14 protein-coding genes are annotated in these 18,615 nt (G+C 41.8%); 9 read left to right on the top strand and 5 right to left on the bottom strand.

Annotation, left to right across the window (positions count from 1 at the left end; all coding sequences use genetic code 11):
- Nucleotides 1-24 precede the first annotated feature (24 nt).
- Nucleotides 25-651 (bottom strand): Holliday junction branch migration protein RuvA, encoded by a 627-nt coding sequence (gene ruvA / locus PZB74_RS00745; RefSeq protein ID WP_302239967.1) that lies wholly within the window; start codon nt 649-651, stop codon nt 25-27.
- Between the two features lie 269 nt (nt 652-920).
- Here ruvA and PZB74_RS00740 point away from each other — a divergent pair, with 269 nt between their 5' ends.
- The 4 genes from PZB74_RS00740 to PZB74_RS00725 all read left to right on the top strand — a co-directional run bounded on the left by PZB74_RS00740 (nt 921) and on the right by PZB74_RS00725 (nt 6,077).
- Nucleotides 921-1,454 carry a hypothetical protein gene (locus tag PZB74_RS00740; protein WP_302239966.1) on the top strand — a complete coding sequence of 178 codons (534 nt, stop codon included), beginning with the start codon at nt 921-923 and terminating at the stop codon, nt 1,452-1,454.
- Nucleotides 1,455-1,553: 99 nt separating this feature from the next.
- Nucleotides 1,554-3,851, top strand: coding sequence for a tetratricopeptide repeat protein (locus tag PZB74_RS00735; protein WP_302239965.1), 2,298 nt, complete (start codon nt 1,554-1,556; stop codon nt 3,849-3,851).
- A 242-nt stretch (nt 3,852-4,093) separates the two neighbouring features.
- The gene (locus PZB74_RS00730; protein ID WP_302239963.1) at nt 4,094-4,708 is read left to right on the top strand and encodes a DUF8469 domain-containing protein; all 615 of its coding nucleotides are present in this window, start codon (nt 4,094-4,096) and stop codon (nt 4,706-4,708) included.
- Nucleotides 4,614-6,077, top strand: coding sequence for an LruC domain-containing protein (locus PZB74_RS00725; protein WP_302239961.1), 1,464 nt, complete (start codon nt 4,614-4,616; stop codon nt 6,075-6,077). The genes PZB74_RS00730 and PZB74_RS00725 overlap by 95 nt, the downstream gene beginning before the upstream one ends.
- 60 nt (nt 6,078-6,137) lie before the next feature.
- On the opposite strand, the gene clpB is transcribed toward PZB74_RS00725, so the two are convergent.
- Nucleotides 6,138-8,750 carry an ATP-dependent chaperone ClpB gene (clpB, locus tag PZB74_RS00720; protein ID WP_302239959.1) on the bottom strand — a complete coding sequence of 871 codons (2,613 nt, stop codon included), beginning with the start codon at nt 8,748-8,750 and terminating at the stop codon, nt 6,138-6,140.
- A gap of 301 nt (nt 8,751-9,051) precedes the next feature.
- On the opposite strand from clpB, the gene PZB74_RS00715 reads away from it, so the two are divergent.
- Nucleotides 9,052-10,050: a Hint domain-containing protein gene (locus PZB74_RS00715; RefSeq protein ID WP_302239958.1), complete on the top strand. Its 999-nt coding sequence runs from the start codon at nt 9,052-9,054 to the stop codon at nt 10,048-10,050.
- Between the two features lie 114 nt (nt 10,051-10,164).
- Here PZB74_RS00715 and PZB74_RS00710 read toward each other — a convergent pair whose 3' ends face one another.
- Nucleotides 10,165-10,710 (bottom strand): hypothetical protein, encoded by a 546-nt coding sequence (locus PZB74_RS00710; protein WP_302239955.1) that lies wholly within the window; start codon nt 10,708-10,710, stop codon nt 10,165-10,167.
- 331 nt (nt 10,711-11,041) lie between these two features.
- Between PZB74_RS00710 and PZB74_RS00705 the strand changes: the two genes are divergently transcribed.
- The 3 genes from PZB74_RS00705 (at nt 11,042) to PZB74_RS00695 (ending at nt 13,100) form a co-directional block, all read left to right on the top strand.
- Entirely contained in the window at nt 11,042-11,677 is a 636-nt protein-coding gene (locus PZB74_RS00705; protein WP_302239952.1) for a peroxiredoxin, read from the top strand.
- 245 nt (nt 11,678-11,922) lie between these two features.
- Complete coding sequence (locus tag PZB74_RS00700) at nt 11,923-12,408, top strand: GNAT family N-acetyltransferase (RefSeq protein WP_302239950.1); 486 nt, start codon at nt 11,923-11,925, stop codon at nt 12,406-12,408.
- A gap of 80 nt (nt 12,409-12,488) precedes the next feature.
- Complete coding sequence (locus tag PZB74_RS00695) at nt 12,489-13,100, top strand: hypothetical protein (RefSeq protein WP_302239948.1); 612 nt, start codon at nt 12,489-12,491, stop codon at nt 13,098-13,100.
- 12 nt (nt 13,101-13,112) lie between these two features.
- Here the strand turns inward: PZB74_RS00695 and PZB74_RS00690 are convergent, their stop codons facing one another.
- Complete coding sequence (locus tag PZB74_RS00690; RefSeq protein ID WP_302239946.1) at nt 13,113-13,907, bottom strand: toast rack family protein; 795 nt, start codon at nt 13,905-13,907, stop codon at nt 13,113-13,115.
- 22 nt (nt 13,908-13,929) lie between these two features.
- On the bottom strand, nt 13,930-16,119 hold the full coding sequence (locus tag PZB74_RS00685; RefSeq protein WP_302239944.1) for a S9 family peptidase: 2,190 nt from the start codon (nt 16,117-16,119) through the stop codon (nt 13,930-13,932).
- Nucleotides 16,120-16,407: 288 nt separating this feature from the next.
- On the opposite strand from PZB74_RS00685, the gene PZB74_RS00680 reads away from it, so the two are divergent.
- Nucleotides 16,408-18,588, top strand: a complete 2,181-nt coding sequence (locus tag PZB74_RS00680; protein ID WP_302239942.1) for an outer membrane protein assembly factor BamB family protein — start codon at nt 16,408-16,410, stop codon at nt 18,586-18,588.
- The last annotated feature ends 27 nt before the right edge of the window (nt 18,589-18,615 follow it).

Raw genomic sequence — 18,615 nt, 5'->3', positions numbered from 1 at the left:
TGACTTATGATTGATGTAAATATACTATGTGGTTTTAAGCGCTAGCTTAATCAGTTCTTCCAGGCGAATATCTGTTCCCTGAGCGGCATTAGACTTTTGCCATTCACTCAGGGCTTTGTCAATACTTTTTTCAGCAGCAGCACGGCTCACTCCCAAGGTTATCAATGCTGATAACGCTTCGCTTCTTACAGTATTGTATTTAAGGGAAGAGGTGCCGGCAAGCTTGCCTGCTGGAGATGTACCAATTTGTTCTTTTTTAATTTTATCCTGCAACTCCAGAACCAGCCTCTGGGCAGTTTTAGCTCCTATCCCTTTCACACTTTGAATCTTTTTCACTTCTCCATGGGCTATAGCCATTTTGATTTCTTCAACTTGCATAGAGGATAGCAGCATTAGTGCCAAACTAGGCCCAACTCCGGATATTGAAAGAAGATCAAGGAATAGTCTCTTTTCTTCTACTTTCGCAAAGCCAAACAAAATCTGGGCGTCCTCTCTAACATGTAAGTAGGTATGAAGCTTAAACTGAGACTTGTCTTCCAGGGCATCAAAAGTGTTGAGCGATATTTTGATTTCGTAGCCCACACCCTGAACATCCAGGACTACGTACGTAGGATCTTTGTATGTAACTTTTCCCTCAATATATGCAAACATAGAAATAGTTTAGGTAGATGAACTGAGCATGCTGTCATATTTACAAATACAAAATATAACACATACTATCATTTGCCGAAATTGTTTTTTATCAAATAGATACCAGATATTTGAACTTTGAAAAAATACTCCGGCTTAAAGCTAAGATATAAGATAAATGGTTAGCAAAGCTACAAAATCATTTACTCACTTCGCAAGATAGTTTTGGCTGTTTACAGGTATCATTTAAAAGGCTTTTGGGGCCTCCAAAAAGATTAGCAAAAATAAATATGTTGAAAAAAGTATTCGTCATTGGGCTACCCCTAATTATCATTTTGATATTTGTGTATTACCTACTGGGTGGTTTTAATGAGGTTAATATTCAAAAAACAGATACTTCTTCCTATATTATTATGGGAAGGCTCTACGAAGGAGAATACAAGGCAGATACTCTAAAGAATACCTTCAGAGAGATGCAGCGCTACGTAGAGAAGCATCAAGGAATTGGTACAGTCAGTGTCATCAGTTATAATCCTGAACAGGAAAGTAAAGACAGCCTCAAACAGTTAATTGGTATTAAATTAAGCTCAAAGCCTGCTCAACTGATAGAAAAAACAAATATAGATACCCTGGAAGCCCGGCAGGCAGTACGAGCCATCATAAAAGCACATCCTATAGTGATGCCCAGCCCGATAGATGTGGCTCAGGAAATAAGAGCGTACGCAAAAAGAGAAGGATTAACACTGCAAAAATATGCTATAGAGCAGTACATCTCAGAAAGGGAAATTTGGGTAGATATACCCGTAGCTATTGCTGCACAATAAGCCATGATTTTCTTACCTTGCTGGTAGCGAAAGGGTATATTGAAGATTGTTAGATTAGTTTGAAGGTTTATCATGACTATGATAGGGGCAAAATTCTATATGAAAAGTGGAAAGTCATTTGGGTTTAAGAGGATAAGTCCTGGCAGTATTGTAATCCTCTTTTTCTTGATGAGCAGCCATCAGATGTATGCGCAACTGGATAGCCTGAATATGGCCTTTGAGCAGGCACAAAGCCTGGAGGAGCGCTCCGATGCTCTGGGCGAGCTATTTTATTATTACGAACACCGCCGCCCCGATACCGCCAAATATATTGCCCAGCAAGAGCTGGAAACAGCCCAAAAAGCCAGCTACGATAAAGGGATTGCCCGAGCCTACCTTCATATGGCTGAATATTATTGCCATAACGCATATTACATTTTTGATAGTGTTGACCATTACCTAAAAAAGAGCATTGCTATTCATCAGGCGAGTAAGGATTCCTTGGGTATGGCCAGGGCCTACTTTAATATTGGTCAAAGCTGCTACCGTAACGATAATTACAATCTGGCTGAAGAGTATTGCCAGACTTCTGCTGACCTGTATGAGGCTATAGGGGATAAGCTTAATCTGGCGCATGTCCTCTCCATGCTCTGCGAAATCCATAATTATATGGGTAATAATGAGTTGGCTACCAAAAAGTGTATGCGTTCTTTTAGCCTCTACAATGAGCTCAATATTGAAGAATACAAACCGGCATTGCTCAATACTATGGGCAGCATTAATTATGATATGCGCTCATTTGATAAAGCCAAAGAGTTTCTACTGCATGCCATTGAGCTATCCAGAGAGTATAATAAGGATTTCGAGCTGTCTTCTGCCTATCTCAGTATGGGCGAAGTTTTACTTGAAATTGAAGATTTTGAAGGTGCATTGGAGTACTTCAGGCGTGCATTGGCTTTAGACCGTGCCAATGAAGATGACAGGGGCATGAGCTATGCTTATTATAATATTGGCAAAACCAGAGTTAAGCAAAAAGAAAGTGAGCGAGCTATCAGCCTCTTAGAGGGATCGTTAGAGATTGCCGAAGATTACGGAGATTTAATGCTGCAAACCAAATCCTCTCTAGAGTTAGGAAAAGCTTTCTTGCAGCTTAATCAGTTTGAGAAAGCTTATGAGTATCTGCAGAGCAGTGTAAGCCATGCTAAAAAGATAGGAGCAAGCCCTATCCTGAGAGATTGCTATTTCCAGATGGCCAATTACTATTATAAAGTTGGCGATTTAGAGAATGCCCTGATCAATTTTAGCATTTACGATCTGGAGCAGAAAAGCATGTACGAGAACGAAAGTGCTAAGCGTATTGCAGAAATGGAGGCTATGTATGAGTTGGAAGAAAAGCAGAAAGAAATAGAACAGTACCAGAAAGAGAAGGAAATTCAGGAGTTGCAGGCCAACGAGCGCAAAATGGTTAACTACGGCCTGATTATAGGAATAGTACTCTTAGGAATTTTAGGTATGGTGCTTTACAGCAAGTACCAATTGAAAAATAAAGCTAACCTGGAGTTGGAACGTCAAAAAGCTGCGATAAATCTGCAAAAAGCCAAAATAGAGAAGCAGAGAGACGAGATTAGCAGTAAAAGCAAGCTTTTGGAAGAAAGCAAGCAGGATATTACCGATAGTATTATGTATGCCAAACGGATACAAATTTCGCTATTGCCTGAGAAAAACCAGCTCAAACATCTTTTTCCTGACTCTTTTGTTTTCTTTCGACCTAAAGACATTGTCTCAGGTGATTTTTACTGGATACATGAGATAGGAGAAAAAGTGATAGTAGCAGTACTGGACTGTACTGGTCATGGAGTACCCGGTGCTTTTATGACAGTACTATCTAACTCAGTGCTGAATGAGCTTGTGCTGGAAAACTGTATCAACAGCCCTAATGTAATCCTTTCCATGATGGACACTAAGATCAGGGAGGCGCTACATCAACATCAGAATCATGAAGATGCTACCAGCGATGGACTGGATATGGCAGTCTGTATTATAGATAGGCAAAAGCTAGAGCTTAGCTATAGCGGAGCCCAGATGCCAATCTATATCACGGAAGGAGAGGACTTGGCACAGCTTAAGCCTAACCGTTTTTCTTTAGGAGGATCGCTTTATGTAGAAAAAAACTTTTCTAACCAGCATATCAAACTTAAGCAGGGAGATATGATCTATATGGCAACTGATGGCTTTCAGGACCAGTTTGGCGGAGAAAGAGATAAAAAGTTTATGCGTAAAAACTTTAAGGGTCTGCTTGGAAGCATACAAAACGAACCTGTGCAAAACCAAAGTCTGATGATTAAAGAAGCTTTTGACCGATGGAAAGGTGGTCAAACGCAAACTGATGATGTTTTGGTGCTGGGGCTTAAAATTTAATGCACTTAAGTTCCTGCTTTTCAATTGTTATCTACCTCTTTCCTTTTACACTGTTTTTCCCTCTTATTTTTTCAGATATTCTTACATCTGACTCATACCCTTGTAGCCATACAATTACCTACTACATGCGTGAAATTGAACTATTTCACTTAAAATTTATAATATTTTGATAATATTCTTGTGCTAATATTACATTAGTAGTATTATTGTGTTAAATAATTATGTTTAACCAATAATTTAGTATGAAAAAGCTAATATTCTATTGTTTTAGTTTATTCGTGCTGTCATTTACTTTCTTTTCATGTGAGCAACAGGAATTGGATCCTACCGCTGGCGCTGCTAAATCAGAAGCTACTCTGGCTGAAGCAGAAGTTCCGGAGGGTTTCAATTACAGTACCACCAAGAAAGTAGACTTACAGCTAGAGCTGGTGTACAACGACCTACCTATGAAATCAGAAGCATTTGAACTGTATTCTGATAAGGAATTGACCAATTTGTTGTTAACTGCCACCACAGATGATGAGGGTATGTTTACACAGGAGCTTAACCTACCCCAACATATCAGCACGCTTTATATGAAGCAACTTACTGAAGAGGGTACAGAAAATGGACGAGTAGCCTCTTTTGGCAGAATATTCACCATTTTGCTTCAAAGTTTTACTTTCAAGCGTTGCGACTTTTCTGAAGACTTGCAGCTCACTTCTATGTGCTCTGATGATCCTGATGTAGAACGCAGATGGAGGGTAAGGAATCCTAACGACTTTGCTCTTAGGTTTAGCTGGAAGCTGGCCAAGTGGAGAGGGTACCGCAGAACCAGGAGACAGCTTCTTTACAACGACTACCGAAGAGGGGGCTAACACGCTGATATTGAAGTGGAGGGGTAACTATCAGGAGGAAAAGTCTACTACAAAAGCTTCTGGCGGTGCTGCGTGCAATTCTGAAAACTTACAGCTTACTTCAATGTGTTCAGAAACTCCAGATGTGCGCAACTGGCGAATCCGAAATCCTAATAATGAAAGCTTTACTGTAAGCTGGAAAGTATATGGCACTGAGCATGTAGGGACTATTGAAGTGCCAGAAGGTGATGTGTACTTTACGACTCCCGCGGTACAGGGAAATAACACTGTAAAAATATTTTGGCAAGACCGCCTGGGTAACAACAAGAGCACGACCAAAGCCTCTATGAATAGACTGTGCAAAGTTGAAAAATTAAAACTTACTTCTGTTTGCTCAGACGATGCTCAGGTTCGTCGCTGGCGAATTCGTAACCCTAACGGCTTTGAAGTTAGCGTAAACTGGCAATTGTACGGAGCGGGTGTAAGTGGAAGTCTTCAGGCTCCCGCGGGAGATTCTTTCTTTACTACACCTGCCAATTCCGGAGTTAATACAGTAAAAATCTTCTGGAAAGATGAGGAAGGAAACATTAAACAGAAGACTAAAGCTTCTAGTAATAAATTGTGTAGCACTGTATATTATTTCCCTGGAGAAAATAAATATGGTTCTTTAGCTTACGAAGACCTTTGGCCTAACCGGGGTGATTATGACTTTAATGATGTGGTGGTAGACTTTAACATTATGGCTGTCTACAAAGGCCAGTTTATAGATCACCTAAAACTTTCATTTAAGTTAAAAACTAATGGTACCATTTATAAAAATGGTTTTGGTATCCATATGCCAGTGCCAGCGGAAAGTATAGAAAATGTAAGTGGTACAGTCAGGAGCAGCAATACAATTCAAGATATGGGCAATGGAGTAGAAGGGGGGCATAATGCAGATGGTACTTCAACGATCGTTATTTTTGATGATGCATCCGCTCTTGTAGTGCCTTTTACACACCCTGCAAGTCCTTACGAGATTAATGTGATGATTGATTTTAAAGAGGAAGTTGGTTTTGATCTGGTAGAAGATTTTGTAGGAGGATTGAATCCATTCATTTTTGTTAACAATAGAGGAAAAGAAGTTCACCTTGCTAATATGTTGCCTACTAGTTTGGCCGATGAGAGTCTGCTGGGTACTCGTGCAGATGTTACTCAGCTTCCAAACACCAGCTATGTAACCTCAAATGGCTTGCCTTGGGCAATTTATACTCCTGTTAGTTTTAGCTATCCTAAAGAAGAAGTTGAAATTACCAAAGCATACCCGGCTTTCCAGACCTGGGCAGAGAGTGGAGGTACTTCAAATGTAAGTTGGTATCTGTCGCCACTGACTAGTGAGATAGAGGATTAGACATTATAAAAAAAGGTGCGTACTCAAGTACGCACCTTTTTTATTTTATACCAGACTATCTTAGATTTTTACTTCGTCCAGGTTAATAAAGTTGATGTTTTTATTATCATCCAATTCAATCCCCACTACAGAGTCTTTACTGATCTTGTTAGCTAAAATCTCCTTAGAAAGCTTATTGAGCACCTCTCTTTGCAAGACTCTCTTTAATGGTCTGGCACCAAACTGCGGATCGTAGCCCAGATTGCCCAGGTATTGTAATACCTCCTGAGTGGCTTCCAGTTTGATACCGTTCTCTTCCAGACGATCCTGCACCAGCTTAAACTGTATGTCCACGATCTTCCGCATATCTTTTTTGGATAGAGGACGGAACATAATCGTTTCGTCAATACGGTTTAAAAATTCTGGTCTTACTGACTTCTTCAGCATCTCAAATACCTGCTGCTTGGTCTCCTCAATAACTTCATCTTCGTTGCTTTCGCTAATATTCAGAAAACGTTCCTGAATTAAGCCAGAGCCAATATTTGTGGTCATGATGATGATGGTGTTCTTAAAGTTAGCTACTCGCCCTTTGTTATCTGTCAGGCGGCCATCATCCAATACCTGAAGCAAGATATTAAATACATCGGGGTGAGCCTTTTCTATTTCATCCAGTAGAATTACTGAGTAGGGCTTGCGACGTACGGCTTCGGTCAGTTGTCCTCCTTCATCGTACCCAACATATCCGGGAGGGGCACCAATAAGCCTGCTTACTGCATGTCTTTCCTGGTACTCCGACATATCTATACGCACCATGTTGTTTTCATCGTCAAAGAGAAATTCCGCAAGGGCCTTGGCCAGCTCTGTTTTACCCACACCGGTGGTACCCAAAAAGATAAACGAACCTATGGGGCGCTTGGGATCCTGCAAGCCAGCTCGGCTTCTGCGTACAGCATCAGAAAGAGCTTCTATCGCTTCTGCCTGCCCGGCTACCCGCTTGCCTAGTTCAGTTTCCAGATGCAAAAGCTTTTCTCTTTCTGTCTGAAGCATTTTAGAGACCGGTATACCCGTCCATTTGGCAACCACATCAGCAATATCCTCGGCATCCACTTCTTCTTTTAGAAGGGGGCTGCCGCTCTGCATCTCGCTAAGCTGCTGCTGTAGCTCTTTGAGTTTTTGTTCGGTCTGGCCAATTTTTCCGTATCGGATTTCAGCCACACGACCGTAATCTCCAGAACGCTCCGCCTGTTCCGCTTCTACTTTAAGATGATCAATTGCCTCTTTTTGCTCGCGTATGCCTTTAATTACGGCTTTCTCATTCTCCCATTTCGCCTTTAGGTCATTACGCTTTTCAGATAAATCAGAAATATCCTTATTAAGCAGAGTTTCTTTCTCTTTATCTTTCTCTCGGCGAATGGCTTCACGTTCAATCTCTAACTGCATAATGCGGCGGTTAAGCTCGTCTAGTTCTTCCGGAAGAGAGTCAATTTCTATCCGAAGTTTAGAGGCCGCCTCATCCATAAGGTCAATAGCTTTATCGGGCAAAAAACGGTCAGCGATATAGCGGTTAGATAATTCAACCGCGGCTATTACCGCATCGTCTTTAATTCGCACACCGTGGTGCAACTCATACCGATCTTTGATACCCCGAAGAATAGAGATGGAATCCTGCGTATCAGGTTCGCCCACCATTACTGCCTGGAAGCGTCTTTCCAGCGCCTTATCTTTCTCTATATACTTTTGATACTCCTTAAGGGTGGTAGCCCCTATTGCGTGTAGCTCACCTCTGGCCAGGGCTGGTTTCAGCAGGTTAGCAGCATCCATAGCGCCTTCGCCACCTCCCCCAGCACCAATCAGTGTATGTATTTCGTCAATAAAGAGGATAATTTCACCCTCAGAGTCTGTTACCTCTTTGATTACTGACTTCAGTCTTTCTTCAAACTCACCTTTATACTTGGCGCCTGCTACCAGTAAACCCATATCTAATGCAATAATAGTTTTGCTTTTAAGGTTTTCCGGTACGTCACCATCTACAATTCGCTGTGCCATACCCTCAACTATGGCTGTTTTTCCAACTCCGGGCTCACCCAGCAAAATCGGGTTGTTCTTAGTTCTTCTGGCCAGTATTTGCAGTACTCTGCGTATTTCATCGTCACGGCCAATTACCGGATCTATCTTACCTGCCTTAGCCAGTTGGTTCAGGTTTTTAGAGTATCTTTCTAATGACTGATATTTAGCCTCAGCATTCTGGTCCGTTACTCTGTCATTACCTCTCAACTCTTTAATAGCCTGTTTCAGTTCTTTTTCAGCAATGCCTTGTTGCTTCATCAGCTTGGCAGCCTTATCGCTTCCGGCAAGCAGACCTAGTAGCATATGTTCTATCGTAATAAATTCGTCATCAAACTCTTTCAGGTAACTTTCTGCCTTACGTAAAGCGGCAGCCGCATCATTTGCCAGATAGGGCTGCTGTCCACTCACTTTAGGGTAAGAAGAGATGATTTCTTCAGCACCCTGCTCCAGCGCCATTCTGTTTACACTCAGTTTATTGAGAATAAACGAAATAATATTTTCATCGGATTGAAGCACAGCCTTTAGCAGGTGGGCAGGCTCAATGGCTTGCTGATTTGCACTGGCAGCAATTTCAGTAGCCTTTTGCAGAGCCTCCTGTGCTTTGATAGTATAATTATTAAAGTTCATATAGCTTAGATGATTTTGGTTCTTACTTATAACTATCCAGTACTCATCAAATCTAGAACCAATAGCAAAAATCATCTATTTTACGACAAAGTGTCTTAAAATATAGGTTTTTACTTTAATTTACTGACAAAATGTCTGTTTTTTGTTTATCCGAGATGTTAGTTGTATGCTTAATTATAGTTTGGTTTTAATGTAAATTATTAGAATATTATATTGGCCAAATATTTAATATTAGAATAATAGTTTGTTTATTTGTGGTATATGGTAATTAAAGTTGTGTATTAATTCATTAACTAAACTTATGAGAAGAAAAGCCTACCTATTTGTACTGACCTTACTTACTTTTTCTTGCATTTTTTCTTTGAATGCTCAGGATATGGGCTCTCGTGGTATGACTGCCGAAGAATATAAACTGGCTAAAAGCACTACTGTAGAAAATCTGGACGAGGACACCTATGTTAAGGTGGGAGAAGGAGATTATGTGCTGGATCGTTATGAGATGAAGCCCCCTTATTTTATTACTGGTGACAGCGGTATCAAAAAAAGGATTGATACTTATAAGTTCATTGAGCGGGAAAATATGGATGAGTTAGGCCTGGTGGTCTATTTTACCAATACTGAAGCAAAAGAAACCTTTAATCTGGTTATTCCGAATATGGCTACTGCAGGTGAGGTTTGGAATATGTACTTTGATGACATCCACCAGCATGACCGGGAAGAAGGGGATGTCGCTCTTAAAATGTCCTATGTACTCTCAAAAGAGGTGGCTTACTTACTACAAAAAAGTAGTGGAGCCGATATGAGCGCTATGGACCAGAACAATTCCGATTACGATTTCTGTTTTACCGCAGATGCCTTAGTAAATATGGCCGATGGCAGCAAAGCGCGTATGGAAGAAGTGAAAGTTGGAGATGTAGTATTGGGCTTTAGGAATGGCGTGTTTGAAGCAGTAAAAGTAGAAGGGGTTTCTATTCATGCTAAACAAGAGATCGCATTAACTAAAATTTTACTAATACCTACAGAGCAAGTGAGTGCTTCTCTAGAAAATACTTTTAGCTCTGAAGCACAGGCTTTGGTAGCCACGCCTAACCATCCGGTTTGGACTGCGAAAGGCGCAAAAGCATTGGGAGAGTTAAGCCATGGAGATCAGCTCTACTATTACGACGCGCAAACTCATTCTCAAAAATCTTATCAGGTTTATGCAGTTTGGAACAATTATTCAGCTACAGAAAGAGTATACAGCCTGAGTGTTGAAGGTGATGCCTATCTGGTGGATAATTTTGTGGTGATGGAAAAATAATAAAAACAGTATTGTGTTAAGTGTAATCTAAGTTTCTGTCCCTGCTAGTTTTGTGACATATAGAAAAACCTTGCCACAGTGCGGCAAGGTTTTTCATTTGTGGATGTTGGTATTTTATTGACCAGTATCGTACCAGTTGGTATATTCTTCTGCCTGAATAAATCCGTCTCCATCAGTATCCCAGGTGGTAAAAACTCCTTTAGCAAATTCTTTTTCGCTTAGTTCACCATTGCCATCCTTATCCCACTCATCAAAGTAGTCTGTTTTGCTTAAAGATGACCTTACCTCTTGGGTAGAAAGGTTGCCGTCACTGTCTCCGTCCCAGTCGCTGTATTCGTTATCTGGCTGATACTCGTAACCGGTAAAGTATGAGTTTACGGCCTGGTCCCATTCTGTATTACTAATGGCACCATTATTATCTCTGTCCATCATTTTAGCATAACCTTCGTAAAACTCTTCCTTGCTAATGAAGGAGTTATTGTCTTCGTTCCAGTCACCAAAGTGAGAAGAGGTAGTAAAGGCCTGGTCAAACTCATTATTATCAATAATTTCGTTACGATCAGCATCCCATGCGCCAAAACCAGCGCCGCCTGAGCTATCGCAGGAAGCCAGGGCCATAGTGCCTGCCATTGCGCCTGCAAAAAGTAATGTTTTATTCATTTTCATTTTCTTGTTCTTAAGGTTAAAAAGTAAATCTTCTAGTCATAAACTAAAGTTAACTAAGCTTGTTCAGTAGCACTCAAAAATCTCGGGAAAATGATGCCTTGCCTTTTCGTGAAAGGATTTGTACAGGCCGGGTGAACTCTAGGTGGTAGCCTTCGTATTAGTGTAAGAACAATGAGGCCTAAACCTTCTGTAAAGAAGTTTGAGAAAAGTACTAGGCTGAGTAGCTGCTTATCAAAAGGCAGTGCCAGTGCTCGTTTAAATCATAATTTTCTTTTAAGTTAGGTTGTCATTTAAGAATACATTTTTTCACTTCAAACAAAAAAACATGGAACTCAAACTAGGAGATACTGCTCCTGACTTTAGCGCTGAAACTACTGAAGGTACTATTAACTTTCATGAGTGGTTAGGTGATAACTGGGGAATGATTTTTTCTCACCCTGCAGACTATACACCTGTATGTACTACCGAACTGGGAAGAACAGCCCAGCTTAGAGAGGAGTTTGAAAAAAGAGGAGTAAAGGTAATCGCTGTAAGTGTGGATGATCTGGAGTCTCATAAAGGCTGGATCAACGACATAAACGAAACTCAGAACACTACGGTGAACTTTCCTATCATAGCTGATCAGGACAAAAAAGTGGCTGAGCTATATGGTATGATGCACCCCAATGCTTCTGATAGCATGACAGTACGCTCTGTTTTTATCATTAGCCCGGACAAAAAGATTAAGCTTACGCTTACTTATCCTGCGTCTACCGGACGTAATTTCCATGAGCTGCTTCGCGTAATAGACTCGCTACAGCTTACGGCAAACTACAGCGTAGCCACACCTGCCGACTGGAAAGATGGTGAAGATGTAGTAATTGCTCCGGCAATTCCTAATGAAGATATACCAGAGCGCTTCCCTAAAGGGCACAAAGTAATAAAGCCCTACTTAAGGACTACACCACAGCCCAACCGATAAAAAATTTTGTTTTGAGCCTGCGACTTCAATTGCAGGCTTTTTTTTGTGCTTTTTGGGAAATTATTACTATCCAAAAAAGTGATTATTGTGAATGCTTAATAGGTATAAGACATTGTTTACAAAAGCTTAATGAACTTTACCCTGTTTCTTTTGTGTAATATTGGTAAATTACATGATTTTAAGTTTTGCATAGAATATTTTGTATAAGTCTATGTAAGCCTAATCTATAGTAGTTAAAAAGATATATGATAAAAGACACAGCCATTAACATTAGACGTGCTCAACCTGAAGACTTGGAAGCTATAACCCATCTCTTTAAGGAGACAGTACTTAACATCAACACCAAAGATTATAGCGAAAAGCAAGTAGAGGCCTGGGCGGCCCGGTATGAGAAAACCCAACGCTGGTCAGACAGAATAAAACATCAGTACTTTTTGCTGGCAGAGTATGACGATGAAATTGTAGGTTTTGGGTCTATTACCTCTGACGGTTACCTGGATACACTGTTTGCGCATAAGGCTCATCAGAAAGAAGGTATAGGTTCAAGCTTATTGGAAAAACTGCTGGAGTATGTAAAAGAAATAGGCAGGAGCAAGGTGCATCTGGATGCAAGCCTGACAGCCCGTTCTTTTTTTGAAAGAAAAGGTTTTCGCATGATCAAGCCTCAGCAAAAAGTGATAGATGGCGTGGTCTTCGTCAACTTTATGATGGTGAGAACTTTAGACGAATAGGCGGGGTGCTGCCAAACTCAACTTTTTGATGTAAAACTATGCAGAAAGTGGTATCTTCAGTAAGTGCTAAGCCTGTTCTTATGAGAAGATATATAAGTACACTTGCCCTGCTATTGTTGAGCATTAGTTTTGGGTGTGCTCCCCATCCCGTACAATTATTTAATGCAGAAAGTTATGTGCGCCCTTATCAAACTGATCTGGGAGATACCCTGACTATTGTACTTGGTAAGGAGATTTCTGATCAATTTTTTATGCAGGATATTGGCTTGCGTAAGATGCAGGTGAATAGTTTTCGCAAATCTTTAAGCCTTTCTCTGTACTATACATTTGAACATAGCTTTGCCCATGTAAATGTTGTGTCAGAAGCCGGGTCAGGGTTAAAGGGTACGGTGTTAGAGCTTTATAGGGTTCGTCCTTTCTGGAAGCTGCAAAGTATAGCTTCAGACTCTTATAGTATTGAAGGAGGTGTTTATACTTCAACAACCTTTTATCTCTCTTCTCTTTTTCGCTACGATGGCATAGTACTGCGCCATGGAGAAAAATGGCTTACACTTGATGCAGAGGTACTAGGTGAAAAAGTAGTATCTGACAAAGATGAGTGGCACCTGGCTTTTGAAGATGGCATCAGGGAAATGTGTGAACACCTGTACAAGACGCTGGCTGAAGGGCAGAGAGCCCTCAGCCAAAAATAGTCTTGGTTTTGTTTAGTCAGCAATACTCACATTTACGCTACCTATGCCAGCTTTTACATTCAACTCAATCTCTACCTCACTTTGCCCGTAGAGCGCATTAAAGTACACATCATTATCTTTGCTCAGGCCCGGTGCATTGATAGAACCAAGAGCACCATTAACTTCCAGACGAATGCCAACTCCCTTTGGTAGCAATAGATTTAACTCTCCAATACCACCATTAATATCAGCATACAAGTTATTTTTTCGTTCGCCACTTAGGTCCACAGATACTTCGCCCACCCCCGCGTTGATCTGAAGGTCTGGCACCGAAGAGCCTGAGAGGTTAATCTCGTGCTCGCCTACACCGGCATCTATTTTTAAGCGTTCCAGGTTAAGCTGGCGAAGATCAAGCTCAGATTCACCTGCCCCCATAGTTACTTCCAGATCATAAGGAACTGTATTATTAAGCTGTATATTCCACATATTCTCATCTTCGTCACCAAAATTAAAATTAAGCCCACGCAACTCTTCCTGCTCAATTCTTAACCTGCCGGTTGTGCCATTATTGGTGTATTCTATCCTAGGCTCCCAGCTTTCTCTGGTAAAGGATATGTCAGTGTCTACCAGATTTTTAGCCCCTCCCATCACTCTCAAACGGCCAGCGCCCATTTTTATGCTTGCCTTTATTCTTTCTGCATTATCTAGCTTAACAGTCTGGTTGAGCTGACGTAAGCTAGTACTTTCCTGATCGGAGCTACTACGGCTATCACAGGCGATACATATGAGCAAAGATAAGAGGGCTGGAAAAAATCTTTTTAGTAACATGATTTTTGGGGTTATGTATGGTTTATTTTCCTGCAGGGGCTAATTGAGTGGCAGCAGGAGGCGAAGGATGCTCAGCGTATCGTTCAAAAAACTCTACAATACGGTTAAGCCTGTCCAAGCGCCTTAAGGGATTACCAGAGCGTGATAACTCGTGACCTTCCCCTGGGTAGCGCACATATTCTACCGGACGCTTGAGCACTTTTAAGCTTTTGTACAAGAGTTCAGACTGGCGAACACCAGTTCTTAGATCGGTATCTGCATGCATGATAAGTAAAGGAGTCTGTATGTTAGCTACAAAATTCTGGGGGGAGTTGGCATCCATAGCTTGTTTTGCTTCAGCCTCCCAGGGGTAGCCTCCAAAATGATCAGGAACGAGTCGCCATGCATTTCCTTCACCAAAGAAAAAAGCCAACTCATATACTCCTCTTTGTGCAACCGCCGCATTAAAGCGTTGGTTTTGAGAGACTATCCATGCAGTAAGGTAGCCGGCATAGCTGCCTCCGGTAATAAATTGCTGGCTCTGGTCCAGCCAGGAGTTTTGTTGGAGCGCATCATCCAGGGCTGCCAGCACATCACCTGCCGGACCTTCTCCCCAGTTCTGGTAATTTGCTCTGCGAAACTCGTCTCCGTAGCCGCTACTGCCTATAGGGTTAGCATATACAACCGCATAGCCCCAACTACACAACAACTGAAACTCATGCCACATGCTAAACTCGCCTGGGCCCCACATGGAAGAAGGGCCACCGTGCATTTCTAATACTACAGGATACTTAACATTTTTCTGTCGCCTTACTGGCTCCATAAGCCAGTATTCTACTTCGTGCCCCTCATTTTTAATAGTGTGGCGCTGTGCTTGCGCTATAGATTTATTCGCAAGCCAGTCTGTATTAAGAGTGCTGAGTTTCTGTATATCTCTGCCGTTTGTATTGGCTACATAAAGTTCGTAAGGTGCATTAAGCTCAGTAGCAGCATAAACAATAATCTCTTCGTGAACATCATAATCATGCACCCCCTGTTTTTCTCCCAGAAGCAGATCTGTTTTACCATTTCGTATATTTATGCTGTAGAGTGGGGTATAACCTTCGTTAGAGGCAGTAAATAACAAACTTTTTCCATCTTGAGACCAGCTAATGTTACCAATACGGCGATCAAAATTCTGGCTTAATATCTCTGCTTTACTTCCATCTGCAAGGGCTATGCCTAGCTCTGTTTGAGCATAAGTAATATCTTTGGAACTGGCTGCTGTAAAAGCTATTCGTTCTCCATCGGGTGAGTAGCTAGGATTGTATAGTCGTGTATCTGCCATACGTAGCAGGACTTTAGCACTGCTATCAGCTAGTTGTATTTCCCATATTTCACTGCCTGATTCCCGATCGGGCAACTGCTGATAGGCTACAGAGCTACAGACTATCGTACTGCCATCAGGAGACCATGCTGGAGAGCGGTAGTTTTGAAAACCCTGCGTAAGCTTTCTGGCTTTGGCCTCTTTATGAGCTTCAACAATAAATAAGTGCTGAAAAGTAAAGTGGTTATCCAGCCCTAATTCTCCTTGAAAATCTAATCGGTTAATGACCACAGGGTTCTCCTGACGAGCGTTTTTCGCTAGCCATGCACGCAGAGCGTTCAGGTCTCCATCAGGGCTTAAATGGGATTCAGCAGTGCTGTCCTTTTTAAAGTTAGGAGTATCTCCAAAAGTACGACCAGGACGTTCCATATTCCAGGAGGGAGAGCCTCTTATGTCTTCCAGAGGTATATTTGAGCTAAATAATATCAGCTTGCCATCGGGAGACCATTGTGGTTGCGATGCTCCATACTTGGTAGTTGTTAGTAAATAGGCTTCTCCGCCGCTGAGAGGAAGTATCCAAATCTGGTTTTTATCTTGATGCTTTCGCACAAAAGCGATTTTAGAACCGTCTGGCGACCAGGAAGGCTGGCTATCATATCTATCTCCAAAAGTAAGTTGCTGTACAGCAGGATTATCTTTATTAAGATCGGCCATCCACAGATGCTGATGATACTTATAGTTTTGTTCTTCATCCTGAGCAATACTGCGTACTACATATACCGCACGATTACCGTATGGGGATATGCTAAGCTGCTGTGCAGTCTTTATTTTAAGAAGGTCTGAGGTAACTATCGGCTGTTTTTCCTGCGCATAGAGTAAAAGTGGGCATAGAACAAAAAAAACATACAAATACATCTGCTGCTTCATAGTGTTAAGTGTGTAGTCCTTAAAAGTTAAGTTAGTTGATTTTTGCTAAAATAAGTAAGTTAGGGGTCAGATGATATGGCTTTAGCCCTCTTGTAATTTGATAACAGTAGCCAGAAAAAGAAACAAAGTACCGGGTTTGTGCTCCTGGTTATTAATAAATGCCTGTAAGTGAGGAGAATGTAAGTGAAATAATTTGTGATTAATTCACTTTAGTATTTTGCTTTTCCAATTAAAATACAAAAATTGAGTGCTGTATTATGGTGTTTTAGCCAATCTATTTACCTGAAGATGCATCTAACCTATCACCTCTCTTGGGGGCTGGTTTTTTCAGTCCTGTTATGCTCATCCTGCTCCTCTAAAACCGACGGACTCAGCGAAAGGTCTCAGAAAAATTATACTGAGTGGAGTAGCTATTTAGGAGACCCCTCACGTTCTCATTATTCGCTACTAGACCAGATCAACAAAAGTAATATAGGTCAACTGGAGGTAGCCTGGACATACCATGCAGGTCAGCAGGGAAAAGGTAACGACAACTATATACAGGCCAATCCCCTTATTATTGGTAATGTGTTGTACGGCATATCTCCAGGGCTTAAAATCTTTGCTGTAAATGCTACAAATGGAGCGCGCATATGGGAGTTCAACCCTTACGAAGGAACAGATAATAGCAGTTTTAGCCGTGGTTTAGTATACTGGGAGAGTGGTAGCGAACAAAGAATATTGTTTACTGCAGATCAGTACCTATATGCTTTAGATGCCAATGAGGGTAGTCTTATCAGTACGTTTGGCGAAGGGGGAAGAGTAGACCTCATGCAGGGTTTGGGAAGAGATATTGCAGGTTTAAACTACCGTTACCACACGCCGGGAACCGTATATCAGGATTTACTAATTATGGGTGCGCTAAATGCGGAAAGGCTTCCTGCCGCTCCTGGACATATTCGTGCTTTTGATATCCGAACAGGAGATCAAAAATGGATGTTTCGTACGATTCCTCAGCCCGATGAATATGGCTACGACAGCTGGGAAGACCCAAATGCTTACCTAACGGCAGGTGGTGCCAATAACTGGGCAGGTATGAGTATAGATGAAGAAAGAGGGATAGTCTACGTGCCTACCGGTTCTGCTGCTTTTGATTTTTACGGCGGCAACCGCAAAGGTCAAAACCTTTTTGCTAATAGCATACTGGCACTGGATGCCAATACCGGCAAAAGAATATGGCACTTCCAGACCGTTCACCACGATCTCTGGGACCGCGACCTGCCGGCACCTCCTAACCTGGTAAGCTTACAAAAAGAAGGTAAAACCATAGATGCCCTGGCGCAAATTACCAAGTCTGGACATATTTACGTATTGGATAGAGTAACCGGAGAGCCCTTCTTTCCGGTAGAAGAAAAGCACTACCCTGAATCTGATCTGACAGGAGAAAAAACATGGCCTACTCAACCACTGCCTTTACTGCCTCCACCTTTTGCCCGCCAGGAGTTTACTGAGGCAGACATTAACCCTTATTCTAAAGATAAAGATTCTCTACTGGCAGTATTCAAGCGTCTTCGCTCCAATGGGCAGTTTGTGCCACCCAGCACTGAAGGTACTATGATTTTTCCTGGCTTTGATGGCGGAGGGGAGTGGGGAGGTGCGGCTTATGACCCCGCTAGCGGTATCCTTTATGTCAATGCTAACGAAATGCCCTTTGTGCTTACCATGCGAGAAGTAAAAGACGCAGGTGTAGAAGATATGCTGGCGCTGGGCAAAAGTGTATACCAGGCGAATTGCATGGGATGTCATGGTGCTGAGTTGCAGGGAAGTAATTTTCATGGAAGTGCCCCTGAACTGAAAAACGTGAAGAAAAGGCTGAGCCATGAGGAGTTTAAAGCGGTAGTCTCTAACGGAAGGGGGGCTATGCCTTCATTCGCGTTCTTACAGGATAGCCAGATTGAAGCCCTCTCGCAATACCTTATTGGTAAAAAGGATGGTGAGCAGATGCAACTTAAAAAAACGGCTATGAAAAAACAGCAACAAAAACCGAATGTTGCGAACATGCGCTACAACCATACAGGCTACAATCGTTTTGTAGATTCAGAAGGTTACCCTGCGGTAAAGCCTCCCTGGGGCACACTCAACGCTATTGATCTTAATGAAGGTGAAATACTTTGGTCGGTTCCGCTAGGTGAGTTTGAAGAACTGACGAAGAAAGGTATACCTAAGACTGGTACAGAAAATTACGGAGGTCCTATTGTAACTGCAGGAGGCTTGGTTTTTATTGGAGCTACCAAAGACGAATACATACGTGCTTTTGATAAAGATAACGGCAAAGAGCTTTGGAAGTACAAGTTGCCGGCAGCAGGAATGGCAACGCCCGCAACCTACGAAGTGGATGGAAAACAGTATATTGTGATAGCTGCCGGTGGCGGTAAAGTCACAGATAAGCGATCTGACACTTATATAGCTTTTGCATTACCAGAAATGTAGACACAATTTTTTCAATCATACACAACA

The organism is Porifericola rhodea (assembly GCF_030506305.1).
GTDB classification, from domain to species: Bacteria; Bacteroidota; Bacteroidia; order Cytophagales; family Cyclobacteriaceae; genus Catalinimonas; species Catalinimonas rhodea.
The sequence above is the reverse complement of the archived record's forward strand: the minus strand, read 5'-3'. Positions and strand labels throughout refer to the sequence as shown.

What these genes read in the sequence shown, in the direction of transcription:
- ruvA (WP_302239967.1), bottom strand. Translation starts at nt 651, where the DNA reads ATGTTTGCATATATTGAGGGAAAAGTTACATACAAAGATCCTACGTAC.
- PZB74_RS00740 (WP_302239966.1), top strand. Translation starts at nt 921, where the DNA reads ATGTTGAAAAAAGTATTCGTCATTGGGCTACCCCTAATTATCATTTTG.
- PZB74_RS00735 (WP_302239965.1), top strand. Translation starts at nt 1,554, where the DNA reads ATGAAAAGTGGAAAGTCATTTGGGTTTAAGAGGATAAGTCCTGGCAGT.
- PZB74_RS00730 (WP_302239963.1), top strand. Translation starts at nt 4,094, where the DNA reads ATGAAAAAGCTAATATTCTATTGTTTTAGTTTATTCGTGCTGTCATTT.
- clpB (WP_302239959.1), bottom strand. Translation starts at nt 8,750, where the DNA reads ATGAACTTTAATAATTATACTATCAAAGCACAGGAGGCTCTGCAAAAG.
- PZB74_RS00715 (WP_302239958.1), top strand. Translation starts at nt 9,052, where the DNA reads ATGAGAAGAAAAGCCTACCTATTTGTACTGACCTTACTTACTTTTTCT.
- PZB74_RS00710 (WP_302239955.1), bottom strand. Translation starts at nt 10,710, where the DNA reads ATGAATAAAACATTACTTTTTGCAGGCGCAATGGCAGGCACTATGGCC.
- PZB74_RS00705 (WP_302239952.1), top strand. Translation starts at nt 11,042, where the DNA reads ATGGAACTCAAACTAGGAGATACTGCTCCTGACTTTAGCGCTGAAACT.
- PZB74_RS00700 (WP_302239950.1), top strand. Translation starts at nt 11,923, where the DNA reads ATGATAAAAGACACAGCCATTAACATTAGACGTGCTCAACCTGAAGAC.
- PZB74_RS00695 (WP_302239948.1), top strand. Translation starts at nt 12,489, where the DNA reads ATGAGAAGATATATAAGTACACTTGCCCTGCTATTGTTGAGCATTAGT.
- PZB74_RS00690 (WP_302239946.1), bottom strand. Translation starts at nt 13,907, where the DNA reads ATGTTACTAAAAAGATTTTTTCCAGCCCTCTTATCTTTGCTCATATGT.
- PZB74_RS00685 (WP_302239944.1), bottom strand. Translation starts at nt 16,119, where the DNA reads ATGAAGCAGCAGATGTATTTGTATGTTTTTTTTGTTCTATGCCCACTT.
- PZB74_RS00680 (WP_302239942.1), top strand. Translation starts at nt 16,408, where the DNA reads ATGCATCTAACCTATCACCTCTCTTGGGGGCTGGTTTTTTCAGTCCTG.